At 37.7% G+C, this 22,301-nt stretch carries 17 protein-coding genes and 1 pseudogene; 6 read left to right on the forward strand and 12 right to left on the reverse strand.

Features of this window, described 5'->3' with window-relative positions; all coding sequences use genetic code 11:
• Positions 1-255 precede the first annotated feature (255 nt).
• The 5 genes from nspC (at position 256) to H592_RS21445 (ending at position 5,477) form a co-directional block, all read left to right on the forward strand.
• Positions 256-1,371 (forward strand): carboxynorspermidine decarboxylase, encoded by a 1,116-nt coding sequence (gene nspC / locus H592_RS0103985; RefSeq protein WP_028867634.1) that lies wholly within the window; start codon positions 256-258, stop codon positions 1,369-1,371.
• Between the two features lie 741 nt (positions 1,372-2,112).
• Positions 2,113-3,015, forward strand: a complete 903-nt coding sequence (locus tag H592_RS0103990; RefSeq protein ID WP_028867635.1) for a site-specific integrase — start codon at positions 2,113-2,115, stop codon at positions 3,013-3,015.
• Complete coding sequence (locus tag H592_RS0103995) at positions 3,012-4,064, forward strand: IS91 family transposase (protein ID WP_028867636.1); 1,053 nt, start codon at positions 3,012-3,014, stop codon at positions 4,062-4,064. Before H592_RS0103990 ends, H592_RS0103995 begins: the two co-directional genes overlap by 4 nt.
• 285 nt (positions 4,065-4,349) lie before the next feature.
• A complete protein-coding gene (locus H592_RS0104000; RefSeq protein ID WP_028867637.1) occupies positions 4,350-4,790 on the forward strand; it encodes a DUF6979 family protein in 441 nt (146 codons plus the stop codon).
• A 438-nt stretch (positions 4,791-5,228) separates the two neighbouring features.
• Positions 5,229-5,477, forward strand: a complete 249-nt coding sequence (locus H592_RS21445) for a hypothetical protein (protein WP_245600360.1) — start codon at positions 5,229-5,231, stop codon at positions 5,475-5,477.
• 565 nt (positions 5,478-6,042) lie between these two features.
• Here H592_RS21445 and H592_RS0104010 read toward each other — a convergent pair.
• Both H592_RS0104010 and H592_RS21450 read right to left on the reverse strand, forming a co-directional pair.
• Positions 6,043-7,035 (reverse strand): transposase, encoded by a 993-nt coding sequence (locus H592_RS0104010; RefSeq protein ID WP_028867638.1) that lies wholly within the window; start codon positions 7,033-7,035, stop codon positions 6,043-6,045.
• 94 nt (positions 7,036-7,129) lie between these two features.
• Positions 7,130-7,669 (reverse strand): annotated as a pseudogene (locus tag H592_RS21450) (IS110 family transposase); the annotation flags it as partial.
• 119 nt (positions 7,670-7,788) lie between these two features.
• Here H592_RS21450 and H592_RS0104020 point away from each other — a divergent pair.
• A complete protein-coding gene (locus H592_RS0104020) occupies positions 7,789-8,661 on the forward strand; it encodes a hypothetical protein (protein ID WP_028867639.1) in 873 nt (290 codons plus the stop codon).
• A 566-nt stretch (positions 8,662-9,227) separates the two neighbouring features.
• On the opposite strand, the gene nlpI is transcribed toward H592_RS0104020, so the two are convergent.
• From nlpI to H592_RS0104070, 10 genes are all read right to left on the reverse strand, one after another.
• Positions 9,228-10,184: a lipoprotein NlpI gene (gene nlpI, locus H592_RS0104025; protein WP_028867640.1), complete on the reverse strand. Its 957-nt coding sequence runs from the start codon at positions 10,182-10,184 to the stop codon at positions 9,228-9,230.
• A gap of 393 nt (positions 10,185-10,577) precedes the next feature.
• Entirely contained in the window at positions 10,578-11,525 is a 948-nt protein-coding gene (gene secF / locus H592_RS0104030; RefSeq protein ID WP_028867641.1) for a protein translocase subunit SecF, read from the reverse strand.
• Positions 11,526-11,537: 12 nt separating this feature from the next.
• Complete coding sequence (gene secD / locus H592_RS0104035; RefSeq protein ID WP_028867642.1) at positions 11,538-13,400, reverse strand: protein translocase subunit SecD; 1,863 nt, start codon at positions 13,398-13,400, stop codon at positions 11,538-11,540.
• Between the two features lie 68 nt (positions 13,401-13,468).
• Positions 13,469-13,804, reverse strand: a complete 336-nt coding sequence (yajC, locus tag H592_RS0104040; RefSeq protein ID WP_028867643.1) for a preprotein translocase subunit YajC — start codon at positions 13,802-13,804, stop codon at positions 13,469-13,471.
• A 61-nt stretch (positions 13,805-13,865) separates the two neighbouring features.
• Positions 13,866-14,990: a tRNA guanosine(34) transglycosylase Tgt gene (gene tgt, locus H592_RS0104045; RefSeq protein WP_028867644.1), complete on the reverse strand. Its 1,125-nt coding sequence runs from the start codon at positions 14,988-14,990 to the stop codon at positions 13,866-13,868.
• A gap of 171 nt (positions 14,991-15,161) precedes the next feature.
• Positions 15,162-16,208, reverse strand: a complete 1,047-nt coding sequence (queA, locus tag H592_RS0104050) for a tRNA preQ1(34) S-adenosylmethionine ribosyltransferase-isomerase QueA (protein WP_028867645.1) — start codon at positions 16,206-16,208, stop codon at positions 15,162-15,164.
• Positions 16,209-16,390: 182 nt separating this feature from the next.
• Positions 16,391-17,095, reverse strand: coding sequence for a phosphate signaling complex protein PhoU (gene phoU / locus H592_RS0104055; protein ID WP_028867646.1), 705 nt, complete (start codon positions 17,093-17,095; stop codon positions 16,391-16,393).
• Positions 17,096-17,108: 13 nt separating this feature from the next.
• Positions 17,109-17,921, reverse strand: coding sequence for a phosphate ABC transporter ATP-binding protein PstB (gene pstB / locus H592_RS0104060; protein WP_028867647.1), 813 nt, complete (start codon positions 17,919-17,921; stop codon positions 17,109-17,111).
• A gap of 122 nt (positions 17,922-18,043) precedes the next feature.
• Complete coding sequence (gene pstA / locus H592_RS0104065) at positions 18,044-19,705, reverse strand: phosphate ABC transporter permease PstA (protein WP_483826402.1); 1,662 nt, start codon at positions 19,703-19,705, stop codon at positions 18,044-18,046.
• A 13-nt stretch (positions 19,706-19,718) separates the two neighbouring features.
• Positions 19,719-21,944: an ABC transporter permease subunit gene (locus H592_RS0104070; protein ID WP_028867649.1), complete on the reverse strand. Its 2,226-nt coding sequence runs from the start codon at positions 21,942-21,944 to the stop codon at positions 19,719-19,721.
• Between the last annotated feature and the right edge of the window lie 357 nt (positions 21,945-22,301).

Raw genomic sequence — 22,301 nt, forward strand, 5'->3', positions numbered from 1 at the left:
TATTTCGAAAGCCATCATTTGCAACGCCAAGTGGTTAGTTAAATTTAAGAAAGTAACTGATTGCAAAGGTAATTAAAAATATATGAAAGCAAATATCAAGCCAAAATTACAACCCCTTATAAAGCCTAGCACCATAACGTGGGTTAATAAAGTATTGTAAATATATTCGACAAATTTTAGAGTGTAATTACCAGTGGATTATTTTTATCTAGCAATTTATTATCTACAATAATTTAATTTAATACTTGGTAACAAATGAAGAATTTAAATACTCCCTACTTTATGATCAATGAACAAGCATTGATTGATAACCTAGAAAAAGCAAAACAGTTGAAAGAGATATCAGGCGCTAAATTAGTGCTCGCTTTAAAATGCTTTTCAACTTGGGGAACTTTCGACACCATCAAACCTTATTTAGACGGTACAACAAGCTCAGGGCCTTATGAAGTACGATTAGGGCATGAAAAGTTTGGTGGTGAAACGCATGCTTATAGCGTGGGTTATTCCAATGCTGATATTGAAGCGGTTAAGCCCCTTTCAGATAAAATCATCTTTAATTCACTTTCACAACTTGAAGCACATTATGAAAACTGTAAAGACAGTGCTTCATTAGGTTTACGTATCAACCCAGAAATGAGTGTTGCAGGACAAGATTTAGCCAACCCAGCACGCCCTTATTCTCGTCTGGGCGTTAAACAACAGCTTTTAAGTGTAGATGTACTGGATAAAGTTGATGGTTTTATGTTTCACATGAACTGTGAAAATAAAGATGTCGATGCGTTTATTCGAGTACTCGACCATATATCAACGACCTTCACTGAATACCTTGATCAATTAACTTGGCTTAGTTTAGGCGGTGGTATCTTTTTTACTTATCCAAACTACCCTATTGAAAAGCTAGGGTTAGCCTTAAAAGTGTTTGCTGAAAAACATAGCCTGCAAGTTTATTTAGAACCCGGTGAAGCAATCATTACACGTACTGCAGATTTAGTGGTTAGTGTGATTGATATTGTTGAAAATGACAAAAAGACCGCGATCGTTGATAGCGCTACCGAAGCGCATCGCCTAGATACTCTCATTTATAACGAACCTGCGACGATTAGAGAAGCAACAAAAGGTGCTACATACAATTATGTGATTGGATCTTGCTCTTGTTTGGCCGGTGATCAATTTTGTGAAGCACAGTTTGAACAGCCCTTAAAAATAGGCCAAAAGCTACATATTGAAGATAGTGCAGGTTACACAATGGTGAAGTTAAACTGGTTTAATGGTTTAAAAATGCCGAGTATTTATTTTCAAAGAGTTGATGGTGATATTGAAGTATTAAATGAGTTTGGGTATGAGGATTTTAAAGCGACATTAGGGAAGTAGTTATTCAGTGCAGGAATGGTACTGCTGATTTTGGGGCGCAGGATTTATCCTGCCAAACTTATCCCTAATTCCCATGCTCACGATGCTTCATTATTTTCTAGTCCCCATGTTCTCCGTGGGGATTCATACTATATCTTATTTTACTTTTTGGTTAGGCTCGTCTTCGCTCGTCCAGTCATCTCGATTGTTAATTACTGTGTTTTCGCCCTGTCGGCGAGTGACTTTCTTTTGCTTGCCCAAATGAAAGTAACCAAAGAAAAAGGCACACCTAATCGCTTTCTTATCCAAATACTAAATTGCTTTTATAACGCACCGGCTCTTGCTGGCCATCCATGGCCAGAACGAGCCTCCCCCAAACATCCTGTTTGGGTTTGCTAAAAGCAATGTATTATTTGGGAAAGCTCAACGGTGGCGATGTCGTAGCCATATTAAGTAATATTTTATTATCTACAGAAAACTTAATTCCGTGTTTCTGCTGTAAATACGGAACTTTTCCGCCTTTCCACATGAGAAAGGTTTTATGTTTTTATTTAATTTCTTGATTTAATGTTCTATTACACTAAAGTAGCCTCTAATTTATCAAATTAAACTATTCCGTATTTCCACCATAAATACGGAATACTTTGGCTTAGTTATACTGTTGAACGAAGCCGCTTTGCGGCAGAAGGAACAAAACTTAAATATCATTCATACTTACTTCCTACATCACTTTTCCGGTGATGCTTAATAGGAGTTTAAGCAATGAATACTTCAGAAAAGCAACACTTTGACCTTTTATATCAACAACATTTAACTAACCTAACACTACAAGGTAAGCGTCCTGCCACTATTGATGCTTACTCTCGTGCCGTGCGTAGGATATCCTCCTTTTTCGATCGTACACCTGATACGTTAACCAAAGCTGATTTAAAATACTACTTTGCACAATTGCTGCAAACTCACTCATGGAGCATCATAAAGTTAGATCGTAATGGCTTACAGTTTTTCTATCGATACACTCTTGAGCGCGAATGGGAATGGCTAAGTATTGTCAAACCGCCGCAAGTAAAACGCATTCCAGACATTATTACGAATAAACAAATTGGTTTGCTTATTAGCCACACTTACTCTTTACGTTATCAGGTCTTTTTTCTAGTGCTATACAGTATGGGCTTACGACTAAGTGAAGCGCTTAGTTTAACCGTGAATGACATTGATAGCCAAATGATGCAAGTTCATATACGAAATGGAAAAGGTGGAAAAGATCGTTTAGTACCATTACCCGAACGTACATTACATGCCTTGCGTTATTACTGGAAAATACATCGTCACCCTGTGTTGTTATTTCCTCGTTTCGGTAAAAAGAAACAACTCATCGTTGACGACGTCCCCATGGATAAAAGTGGTGTTCAAAAAGCGTTGAAAAAAGTGATTTCTGAATTGGGCATTAAGAAGAGCATAAGCCCACACTCGTTACGACACTGTTTTGCAACGCATCTTTTAGAGCAAGGCGTTGACCTGCGTTCCCTACAAATACTCTTAGGCCATAATAACCTCAACACTACTGCAAGATATACTCAACTCACAGCACCCAAACAAAAAAACAACGTAAAGGCACTTAATCAATTAACAGATCAATTGCAGATTGATTGGGGGACGTTATGAGTCAATTTATTACATTACTTCAACGTTACCATCAACAATTGGAACTACATTATGGTGGATTATTGACGCAAGATATCCGCCGAGCAATCACTGATATGTTACATTGTAAGAGTGATCCCACTCGTTACACCCAATGGCATTGCGGGCATTGTCAGCATGATCAACAACTCCTTACATCGTGTGGTAATAGAAGTTGCCCACAATGTTTGCATCAAACCACATCAAATTGGTTGGCCAAACAAACCGATAAATTATTACCCGTACACTATTTTATGGTGACGTTTACCTTACCCTATGAGTTCAGAATACTTGCTCGAAAACATCCTAAAACCCTATATCAATTGATGTTTAAAGTAACATCGAACTTACTCAAAGATTTTGCATCAAGAGAGGATAAAGGTAGTTTAGGGTTTACCAGCGTACTGCATACACATAACCGTAAAAGAGAATTGCATCCTCACCTACATATTATTATTCCCTGTGGGCGGTACGATGCTGGCAAACAACAGTGGCATAAAGGTGATAACCATTATCTATTTAACGCTTTTTCATTGGCGAAAGTGTGGAGAGCAAGGATGCTTGATGCAATTAATCACGCTATAGAGTTAACACTACCCAATGAAATTCCTAAAAAATGGGTCGTTGATTGTCGTAAGGTGGGGTTCGGTTTGTCTTCATTACAATACCTATCTCGTTATCTTTATAGAGGGGTTTTGCCTGATAAAGACATTATCAATATAACCGATGAAAATGTGACTTTCAGATATAAAGAGGGGAAAACCGATATCATTAAGACGCGCGAACTGCCAGTGCTAAAGTTTTTATGGTTAATTTTACAACATGTATTGCCTAAAGGGCTACAGCGCGTCAGAGATTATGGTTTCTTAAGAGGTAACGCAAAACAGTTAAGGTTAAAGATCTCACTTCTACTTGGAGTTATTGTCGGCAAAGTCTATAAACAACAAAAAGTGATGAAACATGCTGTATGTATTTGCCCATTTTGTCAGTATGAAATGCATTTTTTAGGCGTGAACCGACTGAGAAACTAATGTACAACCACGATGGCTTTAAGTCTAAAAGAATAAATCTAATACAAAGAGGTGTAATGGCAATCAACTAACATGTAACAGGCTGATATAGTTACCTTATTAATTATATCATGATGAAACTCGCCTGAAGAAAAGTACCTGTGTGCCTCAATCCTACCTTTAAAATAACTATTTACTATAATAAGATGCAATCTCGGATGGGCTTGTTCAACGACCAGATAAGGTGTCGGCTGCGCGACACCTATCCTTGTTTGTTAGCTGTACCACGAATATGGAGTCATTAACATGGATAGAGTAATGTTCGGAGTCAACCTTGAGGATTGGCTTATAGGTACAATTAGCAAAGTAAAAAACAATGAAAATTGGAATAAAGCTTGGTTAAAAACGTATCAGGAATTAGGTGGAAAAAGCGAAGATAGTGGCAAAAAATCTTGCCCTAAAAACGCTGCAAGAGTCCTTTACCAAAGCGGCAGAATTCAAGGACAAAACAAACCTTTTAAAAAGGTTTCATTCCAAGATATTAAGATTAATGACTCCGTAAATGGTGTGTACGCATTGATGGCAATTGAAGAGTTAAAACAAGATGGTAATATTAATTTAAACTCGCTTGTTAAGTCTGTTCACGATAACTTTAGCAAACTATTTGGTTCATCCCCCAATACGGATCAAGGCGCTATTAAACTCACCTATAAGCTTTGGCATTTGAATAAAATCGTTCAAGAGTAAGTACAGCTAATCGGGTAGCCGGAGGTATCTAACCTCCAGCCCCCACACCACCCTGCATGCAGCTCCGCACAGGGCGGTTCATCTTATGATGAATAGTGAATATTAATCCACAAATCTTTTAATGATATCAGACCTTGTCTAGCTAAAAACTCATTACTGATCGCTATATTGATCCCTTTATTTTTCGAACTAACTTCAATGAATGGCTGTCCAAAAATTTTGTGATATCTCTCTCACCTGCAGTATTTCCACCGTAAATATTGCAACGTCCCACGCTTTTAGATGATTAAAAATTCACAAATAACTATATCTATTTGTTTTATAGATAAACCAACGTAAAGTAATAATAATATTTTAATCATTAACTCTTGTCGTTTTTCCACCGTTAAAATGACATTTTGTGAGTTAATAAAGCTGTTATACCTTTAGGAGTTATTCGTGTCGAAAATAGAACATTTAAATATCACTGTTCCAGATATAGATGAAGCGATTAAATTTATTCAAATTGTCGCACCTGATTTTAAAGTAAGAAAAGATGTGAAATCACCTACTAGTTATCGTTGGACACATATTGGCAATGATGAGTGTTATTTTGCTCTTCAAGAAGCTCATTTAGGTGCAGAGCCTGAAAGTCCTCGGAAAACATATAAGAAAAAAATAGATCTGGACAGCCAACAATTTAAATAACCAAAAACAAAACTATTTTCATAAGTGAAAAATAAAAGTCATAACGGAAATAGTTTATTGAAACGTAAAGGATATAAATTTCTGGGAGTTTTAAACAAATAATAGCTTTCTCATGCATAACAAATTTTAGCGGTAGCTAATTGCAGATTTATAATAGCTCTGAATAGCTCTGGACAGCCAATAATTTAAATAACTAAAAACAAAACTATTTTCGTAAGTGAAAAATAAAAGTCATAACGGAAATAGTTTATTGAAACGTAAAGGATATAAATTTCTGGGAGTTTTAAACAAATAATAGCTTTCTCATGCATAACAAATTTTAGCGGTAGCTAATTGCAGATTTATAATAGCTCTGAATAGCTCTGGACAGCCAATAATTTAAATAACTAAAAACAAAACTATTTTCGTAAGTGAAAAATAAAAGTCATAACGGAAATAGTTTATTGAAACGTAAAGGTTATAAATTTCTGGGAGTTTTAAACAAATAATAGCTTTCTCATGCATAACAAATTTTAGCGGTAGCTAATTGCGGATTTATTGAATTTTGTTTCGTAAACTACGCTAGTTAATGCAGTCGCAGTTGGTTCTTACTGGCTATCCAACGTTTCCCTGTATTACTGGCATAAGCTGCTAATGCCTCTAATGAACCAACAGCTCCGTGATAATCTTTACCAAAACTACTTGCTAGTGATAACCAAGTTTTATCATCTAACCCAAGCGTGGAAAGTAATCTGGGACGTTGGCTTGAAATTGCACCGCGTTTATCTTCTCTTAGTATGCGACCACTCCAATCCACTAACTCTATGTAATCTAATAATGAAAATGGGATACCTTTCGTTGATTTCTCGCTTTCATCACCAACGAAACCAAATAAAGATTTTTTAGTAAAAGAGTACTCTAACGGTTTTTCTTTCGCTTGAGCAACGCCATGAATGCGTTCGTAAGCGGATGTATATTCAGAGGTTTCAATACTATCCGCCATCTTTGCACGTACTGGATTCAAATCAACATAAGCCATACAAGTTAGCAAAGCATCTTCATCTAATAACGCTTGAGATTTAAAACGACCTTCCCAGAAACGGCCTGAACATTCATCTTCTTTATTAGCTTTACGCGCAATAAACTCATTTAAGCAACGCATAAACCATGAAATATCAGCTAAGCGCCCTCTCCACCCTTCGATAATAGCTAAGGCCGCTTTGTTCTCAGCCTCTGATGTTGCTTGCTCTGATTGCCAGCGTTCAATTAATACTGGTTTTGAATATAATTGACACCAACGCTCACAAACTTCTTCATGACTTAGATTTTCATTTAATATCTCATCAACATGTAATACCAAATGATAGTGATTAGACATAATTGCATAAGCACAGATGTCGATATTAAACAGTGAAGCTAAGTAATGCAATCGTTCAACAACCCACTGGCGTCTATGTTCAAAAGACTTTTCAGTGTATTTATCTTCACCACATAAATAAGCACGGCGAACACAGCGTGAAATACAATGATAATAAGGCGTATCAGATAGCGATACTTGTGATTGGCGAGATTGAGTCATAATAAACCACTCCTAAATGCAGAAATAAGCATTTCTAAAAGATAGTTTAACTATTACAATTATTCAAATTAATGGGTGTCCGCGATTTCTGCGATTCAGCCAACCATCTCAGGTGTTGAGATGACCAATTATCTTTTATTGTGGTATTTATGTTATTGCGTAAAAGGAGTGCTTTAAGCTGATATTTTGCATCTTTGAGATCCTTCATGGTTGTTTCGCGTGCGCGAGAAAGATCCCGCATCGCTTCATCTTCTGGCTCAGGTACGTAAATAGGTGTAAGGTCTTCAGATTTAAGTAACTTTGCAAGATTCAATGCATCACGTTTATCTGTTTTTACACGGTCGCCAGGTTTCTTTGGAATGAGTGAAGGAGCAATCACGTAGCAACATTGGTGTAAGCTGGTGAGTAATCGATATATCCAGTAACCACAAGGGCCAGCCTCATAAACGAAATGCAGTGTTGCTTGCGGGTATTTAGATTGCAGTTGCCTAACGAGTTTTTTAAATGCTGATTTGTTACTGAGTATGCGACCTAAATGTTGTGGTTTTGCACCACGAACATCTTCGATATATGCGACTTCAGTAAATGTTTTGTGAGTATCTAACCCAATGAAAAGTATGCTATGTTTATTCATGCTAGCCTCCACATTATATTGTTGATAGATATATTATGGCTCTGGTTGAAAAACTAACCCACTGTAGAGGCTAGCACCTTAGTGGGAAGTCATTATGTCTAGGCAATCGAGGTATTTCATTGGAACTAGTCTGTTATTTATCAAACTTTTTGGTTGTAGGTATAGAAACTACAGAAAAAGAAAACGGTGGATGGATAAGAAATAAAATACCATTATCTGTAGCTGGATTGAATATTGAAATTATTCAGGATCCTAAATTCATTAACATCAATAAAACCAAACTTAGAGGGCAATTTGTAGAGTCTACTAAGTTAATAGTAAAAAATGTTGATGAAAGTAATCTAGAACCAGTACTTACTATTGTAAAAAATATTAGCAATTTGCTCTCATTCGCTACTAGCTCTGAAGTTTGTTTTTATGGTTGGAGTATTGATGGGACTCACCAATCACATCAATGGAGTGTAAGAGCAAGATATTGTTCCTTTAGAGCACCATTCTGTTGTGTTAATACTAGTAGTATAAAAATGCTAATAGAGTCTTGCTATGAATCTTACTCTGAAATTCATCAACTCAGAGCATTAAACGTAGTTGTTGATATGCTTAATACTCCAGAGGTTAATAGCTTACAACTAGAACTCAAACTAGCAACTATGTTTATTTTGTTAGAAAATTTGAAATCTACATATGCAGACTCCCAAGGCTATAAGTTCAAAGGTTGCTATAAAACAGTTGATAATAAGAATTACACTTTTGAATCTTTACTCCTTGAAATGTTTTGTGTGGTAAAAATGGATGTTAGTCTTACGAAAATTAAAAACTTAAGAAATGAAATTATACATTCGGGACTTAGTAAAATGTCGATTGATGAAAAGGTCTCTATTTATGCAGATTGTAGAGATATAGTAACTGAATATTTCTTAAGACTTATTGGTTTCAAAGGAAACTTTAGCCCCTACGAAAGTCAAGGGTTACACTCAAAAATAATTGCCTAATCGGGTAGCCGGAGGTATCTAACCTCCAGCCCCCACACCACCCTGCATGCGGCTCCGCACAGGGCGGTTCATCTTATGATTAATAGTGAATATTAATCCACAGATCCTTTAATGATATCAAACCTTGTCTAGCTAAAAACTCATTACTGATCGCTATATTGATCCCTTTGGTTTTCGAACTACGACAAGGTCCTTTACTGGTACTTTTATAAACCCACTGGCACAGGAAATAGCTAAACGTTCACTGACTCCCAGTTTGATCAATGCTCTCACTCTCGTTCGTGGTTTTCGCCATTGCTGTCGCACTTGTTGACTAGAAATACATTCACAGTCGGCGGCAGATCCAATATTTCGAGACATAGATGTGGTGTATGAGTGGTGCGTTTAGATATATTTCAACAAGATGAAATTGAAGCGCGACAATAAAAGAAGAAATTAAGATAGATACTTTAGCCTTTAGCCGCTTTGTTACTAACTTCTTATTTGCCAAATAATCACTATCATTCTAGGCATAAAATAGAACAATAAAACTAAAAAAGCCCACCGGAGTGAGCTTTTAATTCAGCTTAGCTGCTTGGATTAATGGCTTTCTGAGCTTGTTGTAGTTTTAACGCTTGCGCCTGTAGTTTCTCTTGAATGTGGCTTAAGTCAATCAACCCATATTTATACTCAATGAAATCTTTTACATTGGTTGCAACACTTAATTTTAAATAATAAATACCTTTGTTAAGATGATTATTATTCATATGCCAATGTGCTAAGTAATAATAAGCTTCGCATAAACGTTGTGCTAACTCATCATTTGTTTCTACACCGTTTGCGATATTGTCAAAAAAGTCTTTTTCAGATAAATCACCGTTGATAACATCAATAATCGCCCATGCAAATCGTTTATCTTGCTCTTCCGGTTGTGTTGCCTTCAATTGCCCTTCTGCTAGCTTTTGATCCACGTGTGCATTAATAATATAGCGCCACAATGAACGATAAGGATCACTTTTATCAAGCTCGTAAAAATGCTCTATATCTTTCTGCGCGCCATCATAACGCTTAACTAGTGATAAACCAATCGCACGATGAAGGTAGCTGTATTGCATTTTATCGGAGAGTTCAATCGCTGAATCGAAAGCGTCAAAAGCTTCGTCATAGGCTTCACCCATTAATAGATAAACACCTAAAGAGTTATAGGATTGAGCAAAGGTTGGATCAATCTGAATCGATTGAGTAAAATCATAGCGACTATGTGCATTAAGCCCCATTCGATCATAAATCAATCCACGCTCATACAATAAAGCAGCGCGTTGCTTATCATCGACTTTATCTTTGTCGGCAATTAATTGATTAATACGTAATAATTTGACTTCATCTTGGTACGTTATTTGTAGAGGAGTCGCGAGAGGAAACACTGAATTACCGTTACCGGTAGCTTCTAAAGTATAACTTTTACTTTCATGTTGATTGTTTGAACACGCAGTCAATGTGGCAAAAGACAGGACAATAGCCCATTTATTAAAAGATAATCGCATCGTTGAACCCTTATAAACAAGATTTTCAAGAGTGTACCATATCATTGATAATGTAAAGTTTTACCCATTATATTCAATAAATAATCACTATTTTTCACGGAATAAGGCTTATTTATGACAAAATATTTACAATAAAAGAGTGGGGATGACTAAAAATTGTACCGATAGGTAATAGGCTTAGCGCGTTTTGCCTTTTACTATCTAGCACTTATTGCTTGGTACTCCAGAAGTAAAAATAAAGGGTAAGTAATATAGAGCCAAGCAATAAAGGCTGTTATATCTTTTTTTTAAAACCAATGATATAAACCCAACGAAGTAAACCCATTCAATGGATACAAAAAAGCACTGCTATGCAGTGCTTTTTTAATTGCTATAAACAGGTTATAAAATTGATTACATCAAGGCGTCTTGATCAGCGCCTTCTTTTTCAATCACTTCAGGGATCATGTGTTCACGCGATATACCTAAGTTAATCGCTAACGCACTGGCCACATAAATTGAAGAATAAGTACCAACAAAAATACCAATTAACAGCGCAGTCGCAAATCCGTGAATAAGCGCGCCACCAACAACAAACAGTGAAATCAATACAAAAATAGTCGTACTTGATGTGATGATTGTTCTGCTTAATGTTTGTGTTAAAGATTGGTCAACGATCTCTTTAGGTGTTGCGGTTGCAATGAGTCTGAAGTTTTCGCGAATACGGTCAAATACCACGATCGTATCATTGAGTGAATAACCTATCACCGCTAATAAAGCCGCTAAGACGGTAAGATCAAATTCAATTTGGAATAACGAAAAAACACCTAACGTGATGATAATATCGTGTCCCAAGGCTAATACAGAGCCCATCGCTAATCGCCACTCAAACCGCATACTCACGTATAACATGATACAGATAAGTGCGATGATGATAGCAATACCACCATTCTCAGCCAGTTCATCACCCACATTTGGGCCAACAAACTCGATACGGCGCATATCCACATCACCGAAATCACCAGCAGTTAGTGCATTTAACACTTGATTACCGATCACTTCGCCTTTAACACCTTCGCGTGGTGCTAAACGAACCATCACTTCATGGCTGCTACCAAAATGCTGAACAACAGCATCGGAAAAATCAGCTTCACTTAATGTTAAACGCACATCCTCTAAGTTAGCAGGTTGTTGAAAGCCAACTTCAATTAATGTACCACCGGTAAAATCTAATCCCCAATTTATCCAATTTGTACTTAACGACCCTACCGAGATAACCACTAATAAAATGGATAACCAAGTTGCAGGCTTTGCATATTTCATGAAGCGAATAGTTTGCTTCGATTTAATTAATTCCAACATAGTTGACCCTGCTTAGATTGAAAGTTTTTTAATATCATTGCGGCCACCCCAAAGTGCATTAACAATTGCACGGGTACCGAAGATAGAAGTAAACATTGAAGTTAAGATACCGATTGCCAGTGTCACAGCAAAACCTTTGATTGAGCCAGTACCTACAGCAAACAGAATAACGGCGGTAATAAAGGTCGTAATATTCGCATCAGCAATGGTAGAGAACGCATTAGCATAACCTTCATTGATCGCGCGTTGAACCGACTTACCAGCATGTAACTCTTCACGAATACGTTCAAAAATAAGTACATTGGCATCAACAGCCATACCAATTGTTAGTACAATACCTGCAATACCCGGCAAGGTTAATGTTGCCCCCGGGATCATCGACATCAAACCAACGATCATAACAATATTAAGTATCAGTGCTGTATTTGCAACTGCACCAAATTTACGGTAGTAAATAAACATAAAGATGACCACGGCTAACAAGCCATAGATCATTGCTTTCATGCCATTATCAATATTTTGCTGACCTAAGCTTGGACCAATAGTACGTTCTTCCACGATTTGAATCGGCGCTGTTAATGCACCTGCTCGTAATAATAACGCTAAGTTATGCGCTTCAGCCGTATTATCTAAACCTGTGATACGGAAACTACGCCCCAACTGAGCTTGAATAGTCGCGACGTTAGCCACTTCTATGCGCTTTTTAGTTTCTGATTTTCCATTAGCTTTCTTTTTACCCGTTGGTAAATACTCAATAAATAACGTAGCCATCGGTTTACCGATATTATCTTTAGTAAAACGTGACATTTTACTGCCGCCTTTAGAGTCTAAAGAAATATTTACCTGTGCACGTCCATATTCATCAGCGCTCGATTGAGCATCAACAATATGGTTACCGGTTAAGATGATTTTTTTCTTGATAACAACAGGAGTGCCATCACGCTCTTTATATAAAATAGAAGAAGCTGGAATTCGACCTGCTAAAGCATCTGATAAATCGGTTTCAGAATCAACAGGATGGAATTCTAGAGTCGCCGTTGCGCCTAATATTTCTTTGGCACGAGCTGTATCTTGAATACCCGGTAATTCAACCACAATACGGTCCACACCTTGACGTTGAACGAGCGGTTCTGCAACCCCTAACTCATTAACACGGTTACGTAAAATGCTCAAATTCTGTTGTAATGCATCTTCTTTTGCAGACTTTAGTTTTTGTTCTGTCATGCTGATGGTTAAGTAGAAAGCGCCGTTATTTTCTTTTTCGCTAAACACAAAACCTGGGTTAATCGGTTTTAAGTAATCAATTGCACTATCTAGAATCTCTTGTGACGTAAAACGCAATATTACGCCAGTTTCAGTAGATGCTTTTTCGATACCACGAAATCGTATTTTTTGCTCACGTAATTCAGCACGTAAGTCTTGTACCATTTGATCTTGTTCTTTACTGATCGCTTCATCCATGTCCACTTCCATTAAGAAATGTACACCGCCACGTAAGTCAAGACCTAATTTTAAAGGACCACCACCAATCGCTTCTAACCAAGCTGGTGTCGATGGGGCTAAATTTAGTGCTGTCACAAAACCATCGCCGATTTGTGCACTGATAGTTTCACGGGCAATTAATTGATCTTCGCTAGAAGAAAGGCGTACTAATATTTGACCATTTTCTAAGACAGTTGATTTAGGTGAGATATTAACTTGTTTTAAAATATCTTGAACTTTGTCTAAAGTAGATAGTTCAACTTTAGCACCACGTGTTGCAGAAACTTGCACAGCGGGATCTTCTGCATAGAGATTGGGTGCAGCATAAACGAGAGTAAATAAAACGATAAACCCAAGTAGTAAATATTTCCAAAGAGGGTATTTGTTTAACACAATAATGTCCTTTATTAGATGCTAAAGGTAAAGAGAACAAAAAAGGCAGGATAACCTGCCCTTCTTATTTAGATTGATTTAAGCGTACCTTTAGGTAGTACCGCTGAAATAAAATCTCTTTTGATTACGATAGTGTTATTTTCATTTAACTCTATTTGAACGTATTCACTTTCAGCACTGATTTTAACAACACGACCGATTAGGCCACCAGATGTTAGTATCTCATCGTTTTTGCTAATGCTTTCCATCAGGCTTTTATGCTCTTTAGTGCGGCGCGCTTGAGGGCGGTAGATCATAAAGTAGAAAATAGCTGCAAAAACAACTAACATAAAAATCATTTGCATGCCGCCGCCATCTGCCGAACCTTCCGCTGCTGCATGTGCTTGAGAGATAAATAAACTCATGTTATATCCTTTATTGTATAAAAATTAAACTATGTAATAGTATGGTAATTGTATTGTGTTATCAATTATTTAGAACTGGTTTTTCTTTTCCAATTCGCTTATAAAATATATCAACAAACTCGTCTAATGTACCTGCTGAAATCGCATCACGCAAACCTTTCATCAAACGTTGGTAATAACGTAAGTTATGGATCGTGTTTAAGCGTGCTCCCAGTATTTCTCCGCACTTGTCAAGATGGTATAAATAAGCACGCGTATAGTTTTTACAAGTGTAACAATCACACTCTGCATCTAATGGACTAGTATCTTCACGGTGTTTGGCATTACGAATTTTAATCACACCATCGGTAGTAAATAAGTGACCGTTACGCGCATTTCTTGTTGGCATCACACAGTCAAACATATCAACACCACGACGCACACCTTCAACCAAATCTTCAGGTTTACCCACGCCCATTAAATAACGCGGTTTGTCTTCTGGAATTTTAGGGGCAATGTATTCTAAAATACGGTGCATATCATCTTTTGGCTCGCCTACTGCTAGCCCACCGATAGCATAACCATCAAAGCCAATCTTAGTTAAACCATCTAACGACACATCACGTAAGTGCTCGAAACAGCCACCTTGGATAATACCAAACAGCGCATTAGGATTTTGTAACTCATCAAAACGTTGACGACTGCGTTCAGCCCAACGTAGAGAAAGCTTCATTGACACGTCTGCTTCTTGTTCTGTTGCAGGATACGCAGTACATTCATCGAAGATCATTACGATATCTGAACCTAGGTCATACTGAATATCCATAGAGACTTCTGGAGATAAAAATACTTGGTCGCCATTGACAGGGCTTCTAAAATAAACGCCCTCTTCTTTTATTTTACGCATTTTACCCAAGCTGAATACTTGGAAACCACCTGAATCAGTTAATATCGGACCACTCCAATTCATAAAGTCGTGTAAATCACCGTGTTGGCGGATCACTTCTTGCCCTGGGCGTAACCACAGGTGGAATGTATTGCCTAATAATATTTCTGCGCCTGTGTCATGTACTTCTTCAGGCGTCATGCCTTTTACCGTGCCGTAGGTACCGACTGGCATAAACGCAGGTGTTTCCACCGTACCACGTTCAAAAGTTAAGCGGCCACGACGAGCGCGTCCATCGGTTGTTATTAATTCATATTTCATGGTTTTCCTTATCAGAGAAACAGTCTGATTTTTGATTGAACAATTATTAAAACGAACTGAATCATGCCCTTTGATCTTAGTCATCGATTCGAGTTTTAATGTCTTACTTTTTTAGATTAATAGCTTAAAAATCTCTTTTTAGGGCTTTATTAATTAGTTTTTAGTTAATTTTTAGTTAGTTTTTTTGGTCAAAAACATCGCATCACCGTAACTAAAGAAACGATATTTTTCTTCGATCGCAGTTTGATAAGCTTTATCTATATTCTCTTTACCAGAGAAAGCACTAACCAGCATTAATAAAGTTGATTCTGATAAATGAAAATTAGTGATCATGGCATCAACTACTTGAAACTGATAACCCGGATAGATAAAGATACTGGTTTCAGAAAAGAACGGTGCTAGCGGCAGCCCGTTTGCTAAGGTCACACTAGCCGCACTTTCCACGGAACGTACCGACGTTGTTCCAACTGCAATCACTCGGCCTCCCGCCGCTTTAGTGGCATTGATTTTATCCACAACTTGTTGCGATACCTCAGCATATTCACTGTGCATTTGATGATCGAGTATATTATCAACCTTGACGGGCTGAAAAGTCCCAGCTCCCACATGCAATGTAACAAAGGCAAAGTCAGTACCTTTTGCCGTTAACTTATCTAGAATGGCTTGATCAAAGTGCAATCCGGCAGTAGGCGCAGCAACCGCACCTGGATTTTTATTATATACCGTTTGGTAGCGTTCTTTATCGGCATCTTCATCGGGTCTATCGATGTAAGGCGGTAAAGGCATATGGCCAATACGTTCTAATATTTGTAATACCGTCTCATCACTATCAACTTTAATTTCAAATAATGGGCCTTGACGCTGCACCATTTCAGCCTTAACGTCATTTTCTAATAATAACTGGCAACCTGGTTTAGGCGATTTTGAGCTGCGCACATGGGCGAGAAAAGACTGTTCATCTAACACCCGCTCCACTAGTACCTCAATTTTGCCACCCGTTTCTTTACTACCAAATAAACGCGCCGGGATAACCCGTGTATCGTTAAAGATGAGTAAATCATTAGCATTAACTAAATCAATGATATCAGTAAAGTTTAAATGGCTTAATTCGCCCGAGTTCGCCTGTAATGAAAGTAAGCGGCTATGGGTACGCTCAGGCGTTGGGTAACGCGCAATCAATTCTTCAGGAAGGTGAAAAGAAAAATCAGCAACTTTCATGTAACGGTTCCAGTAAATAAAACGCGCAGTATACCTGATGCCACATGGGCTGAAAAGGTTTCTCGATTTTAAAAGCTACAGAAATACAAAAGCGAAGTTGATTGTATTCAACTTCGCTTTTATAAACGGCAAAAAACCTTTAAAACATAAATATAAGCGTTTCAGGTATACGCTATCGAGTTTTACTCAATCAATGAATTAATCTCTTCTTCCGTTGCATGTCTAACGTCAATCCCTTTTACTAAGTACACGATTTGCTCACAAATATTTTGGCATCTATCACCAATACGTTCTATAGCACGCGCAGAAGCTAATACATTTAAAACAAACGGTACTGAACGCGGATCTTCCATCATAAACGTCATCAGTTCACGCAGAATACTCTCGTACTGACGGTTTACTTTTTTGTCTTCATTATGCACCGCAATAGCGGTATTAATATCTAAACGCGTAAATGCGTCTAAGGCATTATGTAACATTTTTAATACAATCTGCCCCATGTTCTCTAATCCAATTAATGAAGGCACTTTTTTACCGTGATTCTCAATCACCATTTTAGCGATCGCAACAACACTGTCCCCGACTCTTTCAAGTTCAGTTATCGTTTTCATAATGGTCAGTATTAAGCGTAAATCACTAGCGGCGGGCTGGCGCTTAGCAATGATTCGTGAACAATCTTGATCCACTTTGGTTTCAAATTGATTCACTTCATTATCTTTCACTATTACTTTACGTGCCAGCTCTAAATCATTATCCGCCATGGCTGATAAAGCATCGCCTAACTGTTGTTCAATGAGTCCACCCATCTGCATAACTTGGTTACGCACACTTTCCAGTTCACTATTAAATTGTCCTGAAATATGACGGTTTAAGTTTAAGTTTTCCATTTTATTTCCTTATCTAACCGTAACGACCGGTGATGTAATCTTCTGTCTGTTTTTGTTTTGGTGAAGTAAACAATGTATTCGTATCTGAGTATTCAATCAATTTACCCATGTACATAAAAGCCGTTTGATCCGAGACTCGGGCCGCCTGTTGCATGTTATGTGTCACAATCACCACGGTAAATTTTTTCTTAAGCTCAGTGATCAGTTCTTCAATGGTTAATGTCGAAATCGGGTCCAGTGCAGAAGTTGGTTCATCTAATAACAACACTTCTGGCCCAATCGCAATCGCACGTGCAATGACTAAACGTTGTTGCTGACCACCAGAAAGACCAAATGCATTATCATGCAGTCTATCTTTTACTTCATTCCATAAAGCAGCACCACGCAGTGATGTCTCACAGGCTTCATCTAAGGTACGGCGATCGTTTATTCCCTGTAGTCGTAAACCGTAAACTACATTTTCATAAATTGACTTTGGGAAAGGATTTGGTCGCTGGAACACCATACCAATTCGACGACGTAATGAAGCAACATCGACCGATTTATCATAAATGTTAATACCTTGTAGCTCAATATTGCCATCCACTCGACAAATTTCTACTAAATCATTCATGCGATTAATACAACGCAATAACGTTGACTTACCACAACCAGATGGTCCGATAAATGCGGTTACTTTACCCTTTGGGATTTTCATCGATACGTTGTATAACGCTTGTTTTTCACCGTAAAAAAGATTTAAGTTTTTAATTTCCAATGCTGTATTATCAGCGGTTAAAGCACTTAAATCACTACCTTTTACATTCAAATTTGATAAATCAATCATTGTCTTTCCTAATCTTTATTCACACACAAGACTGTGTCTGTTTTTAAAATGTGTTATTGATAGATAATGTGTAACCATGCGAGATTCTTATCAACGCTACCTACCTATTTTATCGCTACCTTTTAATGCTCCAATGAGCGGTATTTTTCACGTAAATTATTACGGATTGAAATGGCCGCTAAATTTAAGCCAATAATCACAGTCACTAATAAGAATGAAGTGGCATACACCAGTGGTCGTGCTGCTTCAACATTTGGGCTTTGGAAACCAACATCATAGATGTGGAAACCAAGGTGCATGAACTTTCTATCCAAGTGCAAGAATGGGAAGTTGCCATCAACAGGTAATGTAGGTGCTATCTTCACCACACCAACCAACATTAAAGGAGCCACTTCACCGGCTGCACGAGCAACGGCTAAGATCAGTCCCGTCATAATTGCAGGGCTCGCCATTGGAATAACAATACGCCATAACGTTTCCGACTTGGTCGCGCCTAATGCTAGCGATCCTTCACGCAGCGTACTTGGAATACGGCTTAAGCCTTCTTCTGTCGAAACAATAACCACGGGTAAGGTTAAAATAGCCAAAGTTAATGCTGACCACAATACACCAGGTGAACCAAAAGTAGGTGTAGGTAATGCTTCTGGGTAAAGTAGTTGGTCAATACTGCCACCTAGAATATAGACAAAAAACCCTAAACCAAATACACCGTAAACAATTGACGGAACCCCCGCTAAGTTAATCACAGCAATACGAATAAATTTAGTAATATTATTTTTGCCGGCATATTCATGCAGATAAATAGCAGCAACCACACCAAAGGGTGTCACGATCACCGCCATTAACATCACCATAAATACAGTACCAAAAATAGCAGGGAAAACACCACCTTCGGTATTAGCTTCACGCGGGTCGCTACTTACAAACTTATAAACTTGATGAAACCAATGCCCTACCTTTTCCACAAAGCTCATATCATTAGGTTGGTAAAAATCTAAAATATATGAAAGCGGCATAGTGACTAAACGCCCAGTCATATCTTTTACAACCACACTATCGCGTTTAGCTTGATCTCGGTAATCAAATAACTCATTTTCTAATGCTAAGTACTCGGCGCGTAAGCTATCACTTTGAGCAGCAAATTCAGCGACCTTTTGTGGTGTTAGACTGCCATCAAGCTCTAATTTACGTTTATTTAAGCGAATTCGATCTAAGTCATAGTTGATACGCCCGATATCACCAGTCAATAACCCATGCTCTTTATCTCTAAACTCAAGCGCACGTTCAATGCGTTTATTTAACTCACCAACTAATGCACTTTTTTCAATATTTAATTTTTGCTCGCCCTCATTGATAGCCTCTAGGTAGCCGTAAAAATTACCGTTTTTAGTTCTTTCAAACACCACAATATCATTGGCAATTTTTTTATCTTTAATGATAGTTTCCAATATCCATTGAAAATCTAAATCAACATATTCACGATTACCTATTTTAATCAAGAAACGTTGTAAAGAATCACCTTCGTTGTCAAGACCAGTTACACCTGCATCGAGTAACTGTTGTTTTAGTACATCTTCAGTGTCGTATATTTCACCTATTAATACTGATTTTTGACCTTGCTCATTTTGCATATCAAACTCATACACAGTCGCAGGCCAAAAGAAACTTAATCCTCTCCATCCGATTAATAAAAACAAACCTATTACTGCAATCAAACTCAAACTTACAGCACCACCGGTCATCCAAATCCACGGTGTGCCTGATTTAAACCACTTACCCATAATAACTAACTCCTATTTATAGGCTTGAATATTTTTCACGCAAACGCTGACGAACAAACTCAGCAATGGTGTTGAAAAAGAATGTGAAGATAAACAATACAAACGCAGCGAGGAATAACACACGGTAATGTGAGCTACCCACTTCAGACTCAGGCATTTCTACAGCGATGTTCGCTGATAAAGAACGCATTCCCTCAAAGATGTTCCAATCCATAATTGGCGTATTACCCGTTGCCATCAGTACAATCATGGTCTCACCCACTGCACGCCCCATTCCCATCATTACTGCAGAGAAGATACCTGGGCTCGCCGTTAAAATAACTACTTTAGACAATGTCTGCCAACGTGTTGCACCTAACGCTAACGACCCCATTGTTAAACTCTTTGGCACACTAAAGATGGCATCTTCAGCAATCGAGAAAATAGTAGGGATCACCGCAAACCCCATCGCAATGCCAACAATAAGCGAGTTACGTTGATCAAAGTTAATACCTAACTCATTGGTTAAATACATACGGGTATCACCATTAAATAACCATAATTCAAGCGTGTCACTAAAGGCCATCGACAAATAGCCAGTAACAACAAGAATTGGCAGGAGTACTAACGGTAATACGCCTTCACTGATTTTATCACTTAGTGATTTTGGCAGATTAGACCAAATCATTGCCGCGACTAACACGCTCGCAGGTAAGGTGATTAATAATAAGACAATCCCCGGTAATTGGTTTTCAACAATCGGTGCTAACCATAACCCTGCTAAAAATCCAAGTATAACCGTCGGTAATGCTTCCATTATTTCAACGGTCGGTTTGATATAAGTTCTGATACTTGGTGCCATGAAATAAGCTGTATAAATAGCAGCAGAAATACCAATAGGCACAGCAAATAGCATCGCATAAAATGCGGCTTTAATAGTGCCGAACGAGATTGGAACTAAACTCATTTTGGCTTCAAAATCATCACTAGCTGACGTTGATTGCCAAACATATTGCGGTTCTGGGTAGCCTTCATACCAAACTTCTTGCCATAAGGCAGACCAAGTAATTTCAGGATGTTCATTATCAACATGGTAAAGTTTAATGGTATTGCTATCAGCAGCAAGAATTGCATTTGCACGAGGTGAAATAGCAACAACTAATGACCCTGCTTTAGTAATCGATTCAGTTAATAGTTCAGTTTCACCGGTAGTGTGAAAAATAGATAAGTCACCTGATGCTGTAGTTGTTAAAAATCCCTTACGGAAAAATTCAGGTGTTATGCTTGTCACGCCTGATGATGCTTTAAAATCTCGAATTAAGGTGAACTCGCGTTTATTGTCATTTAACACTTCAAACCACTGGCTAATCACACCATTTTCATTAGCAACAAGTAAAGAACTAGCACCCGTCAATAATTGCATCTTAGTCACGTTACTGCCAGGCGCATTGATTTTAAATGCCGCAGTAATACGAATATTGTCACTATCAGACACATCGTAAACTAATAAGTCATTACCGCTACGTACAAACAATTTACTCAGATTAGGTGTGAGTAATAACTGTTCAACTTGCTGAGGAAATGAAGGCAACTTGAATAATGACTGTTCCCATTCAACTTCATCAGTCATCATATTTTCTTCGGCTGTTAATAGTAAGAAAAGCCCTTCACCATTACTTTGTACGCCAGCTAAACCTGCATATTCAGGATTCATTTCAAAGGCTAAATGAGTCAATGGTTGATTATCTTCAGAAACAATAAAGTCCTGTTCACCTAATGGAAAGCTGACTTCAGGCGTAATTAAGCGTTTATCATTAGGGTAAGATGTTACAAAGCTGGGTTTAACAATTTTGACTTCACCGCGTTCATTACTGATCGCATAAATACCGGTTGAAGCCATTGTTTTAGCAATGTTATGAGTGTTAGTAAAAGCTTGGTATTGTAATAAATTTTCACCTAAATCATCGTTTCTCAATGAATAAAAGCTTAACAACCCTTTCTCATTTAATTGATAGCTAACTTCATTTTGCTCATCGAGGCCCAATGCATAAATGGCAGTTGAATCTTTACGTTGAAAAGATTGTGTTTGTTCGATACTCACGGGCGCAAAAATAGGTAACACGACATACAATAGATACCCAAAAATTAATAACAATGCGACAAGCACCAAAGTGCCGCCTCCTGTTACACCATATTTAACTAACTTATCCTTAACCACACGCTTTTTATTCGCTTGCAGCGTGGTCGCTAAATCACGTTCCATTTACTATCTCCAACATAATTGATGGGCACGATTATATTGCTATTTTGTGACAGTTATATGACAACGTTATTGATACTGACATTTATACCATTAACTCCGTTAAATAGCCGATCAATCTTGCTAGTTAAAAGGCATCACAGCCAGGTTATAAAGTAACAAAGGGATAAAGCATTACGTTACAAATATTGAACTATAGATTTGGGGTTAGGGATAGTATTTCAGTAAAATTTCCCTCTTTAGTAAGGTAATACCAATCACACTAATTAACTGTTCTATTTTACTTGTTAAAATAATTTATTTCTTCGTTGTAAATTTCGTAAAGGGAACAACCATTTAGCTCAATTTACGCCTTAAACT

Source organism: Psychromonas arctica DSM 14288, from assembly GCF_000482725.1.
GTDB classification, from domain to species: Bacteria; Pseudomonadota; Gammaproteobacteria; order Enterobacterales; family Psychromonadaceae; genus Psychromonas; species Psychromonas arctica.

Excerpts from the sequence above, each read along its gene's own strand:
- secF (WP_028867641.1), bottom strand. The coding sequence starts at position 11,525 with ATGTTGGAATTAATTAAATCGAAGCAAACTATTCGCTTCATGAAATAT.
- H592_RS0104070 (WP_028867649.1), bottom strand. The coding sequence starts at position 21,944 with ATGGAACGTGATTTAGCGACCACGCTGCAAGCGAATAAAAAGCGTGTG.
- H592_RS0104010 (WP_028867638.1), bottom strand. The coding sequence starts at position 7,035 with ATGACTCAATCTCGCCAATCACAAGTATCGCTATCTGATACGCCTTAT.
- tgt (WP_028867644.1), bottom strand. The coding sequence starts at position 14,990 with ATGAAATATGAATTAATAACAACCGATGGACGCGCTCGTCGTGGCCGC.
- H592_RS0103990 (WP_028867635.1), top strand. The coding sequence starts at position 2,113 with ATGAATACTTCAGAAAAGCAACACTTTGACCTTTTATATCAACAACAT.
- queA (WP_028867645.1), bottom strand. The coding sequence starts at position 16,208 with ATGAAAGTTGCTGATTTTTCTTTTCACCTTCCTGAAGAATTGATTGCG.
- H592_RS0104000 (WP_028867637.1), top strand. The coding sequence starts at position 4,350 with ATGGATAGAGTAATGTTCGGAGTCAACCTTGAGGATTGGCTTATAGGT.
- phoU (WP_028867646.1), bottom strand. The coding sequence starts at position 17,095 with ATGGAAAACTTAAACTTAAACCGTCATATTTCAGGACAATTTAATAGT.
- H592_RS0103995 (WP_028867636.1), top strand. The coding sequence starts at position 3,012 with ATGAGTCAATTTATTACATTACTTCAACGTTACCATCAACAATTGGAA.
- pstB (WP_028867647.1), bottom strand. The coding sequence starts at position 17,921 with ATGATTGATTTATCAAATTTGAATGTAAAAGGTAGTGATTTAAGTGCT.
- nlpI (WP_028867640.1), bottom strand. The coding sequence starts at position 10,184 with ATGCGATTATCTTTTAATAAATGGGCTATTGTCCTGTCTTTTGCCACA.
- nspC (WP_028867634.1), top strand. The coding sequence starts at position 256 with ATGAAGAATTTAAATACTCCCTACTTTATGATCAATGAACAAGCATTG.
- yajC (WP_028867643.1), bottom strand. The coding sequence starts at position 13,804 with ATGAGTTTATTTATCTCTCAAGCACATGCAGCAGCGGAAGGTTCGGCA.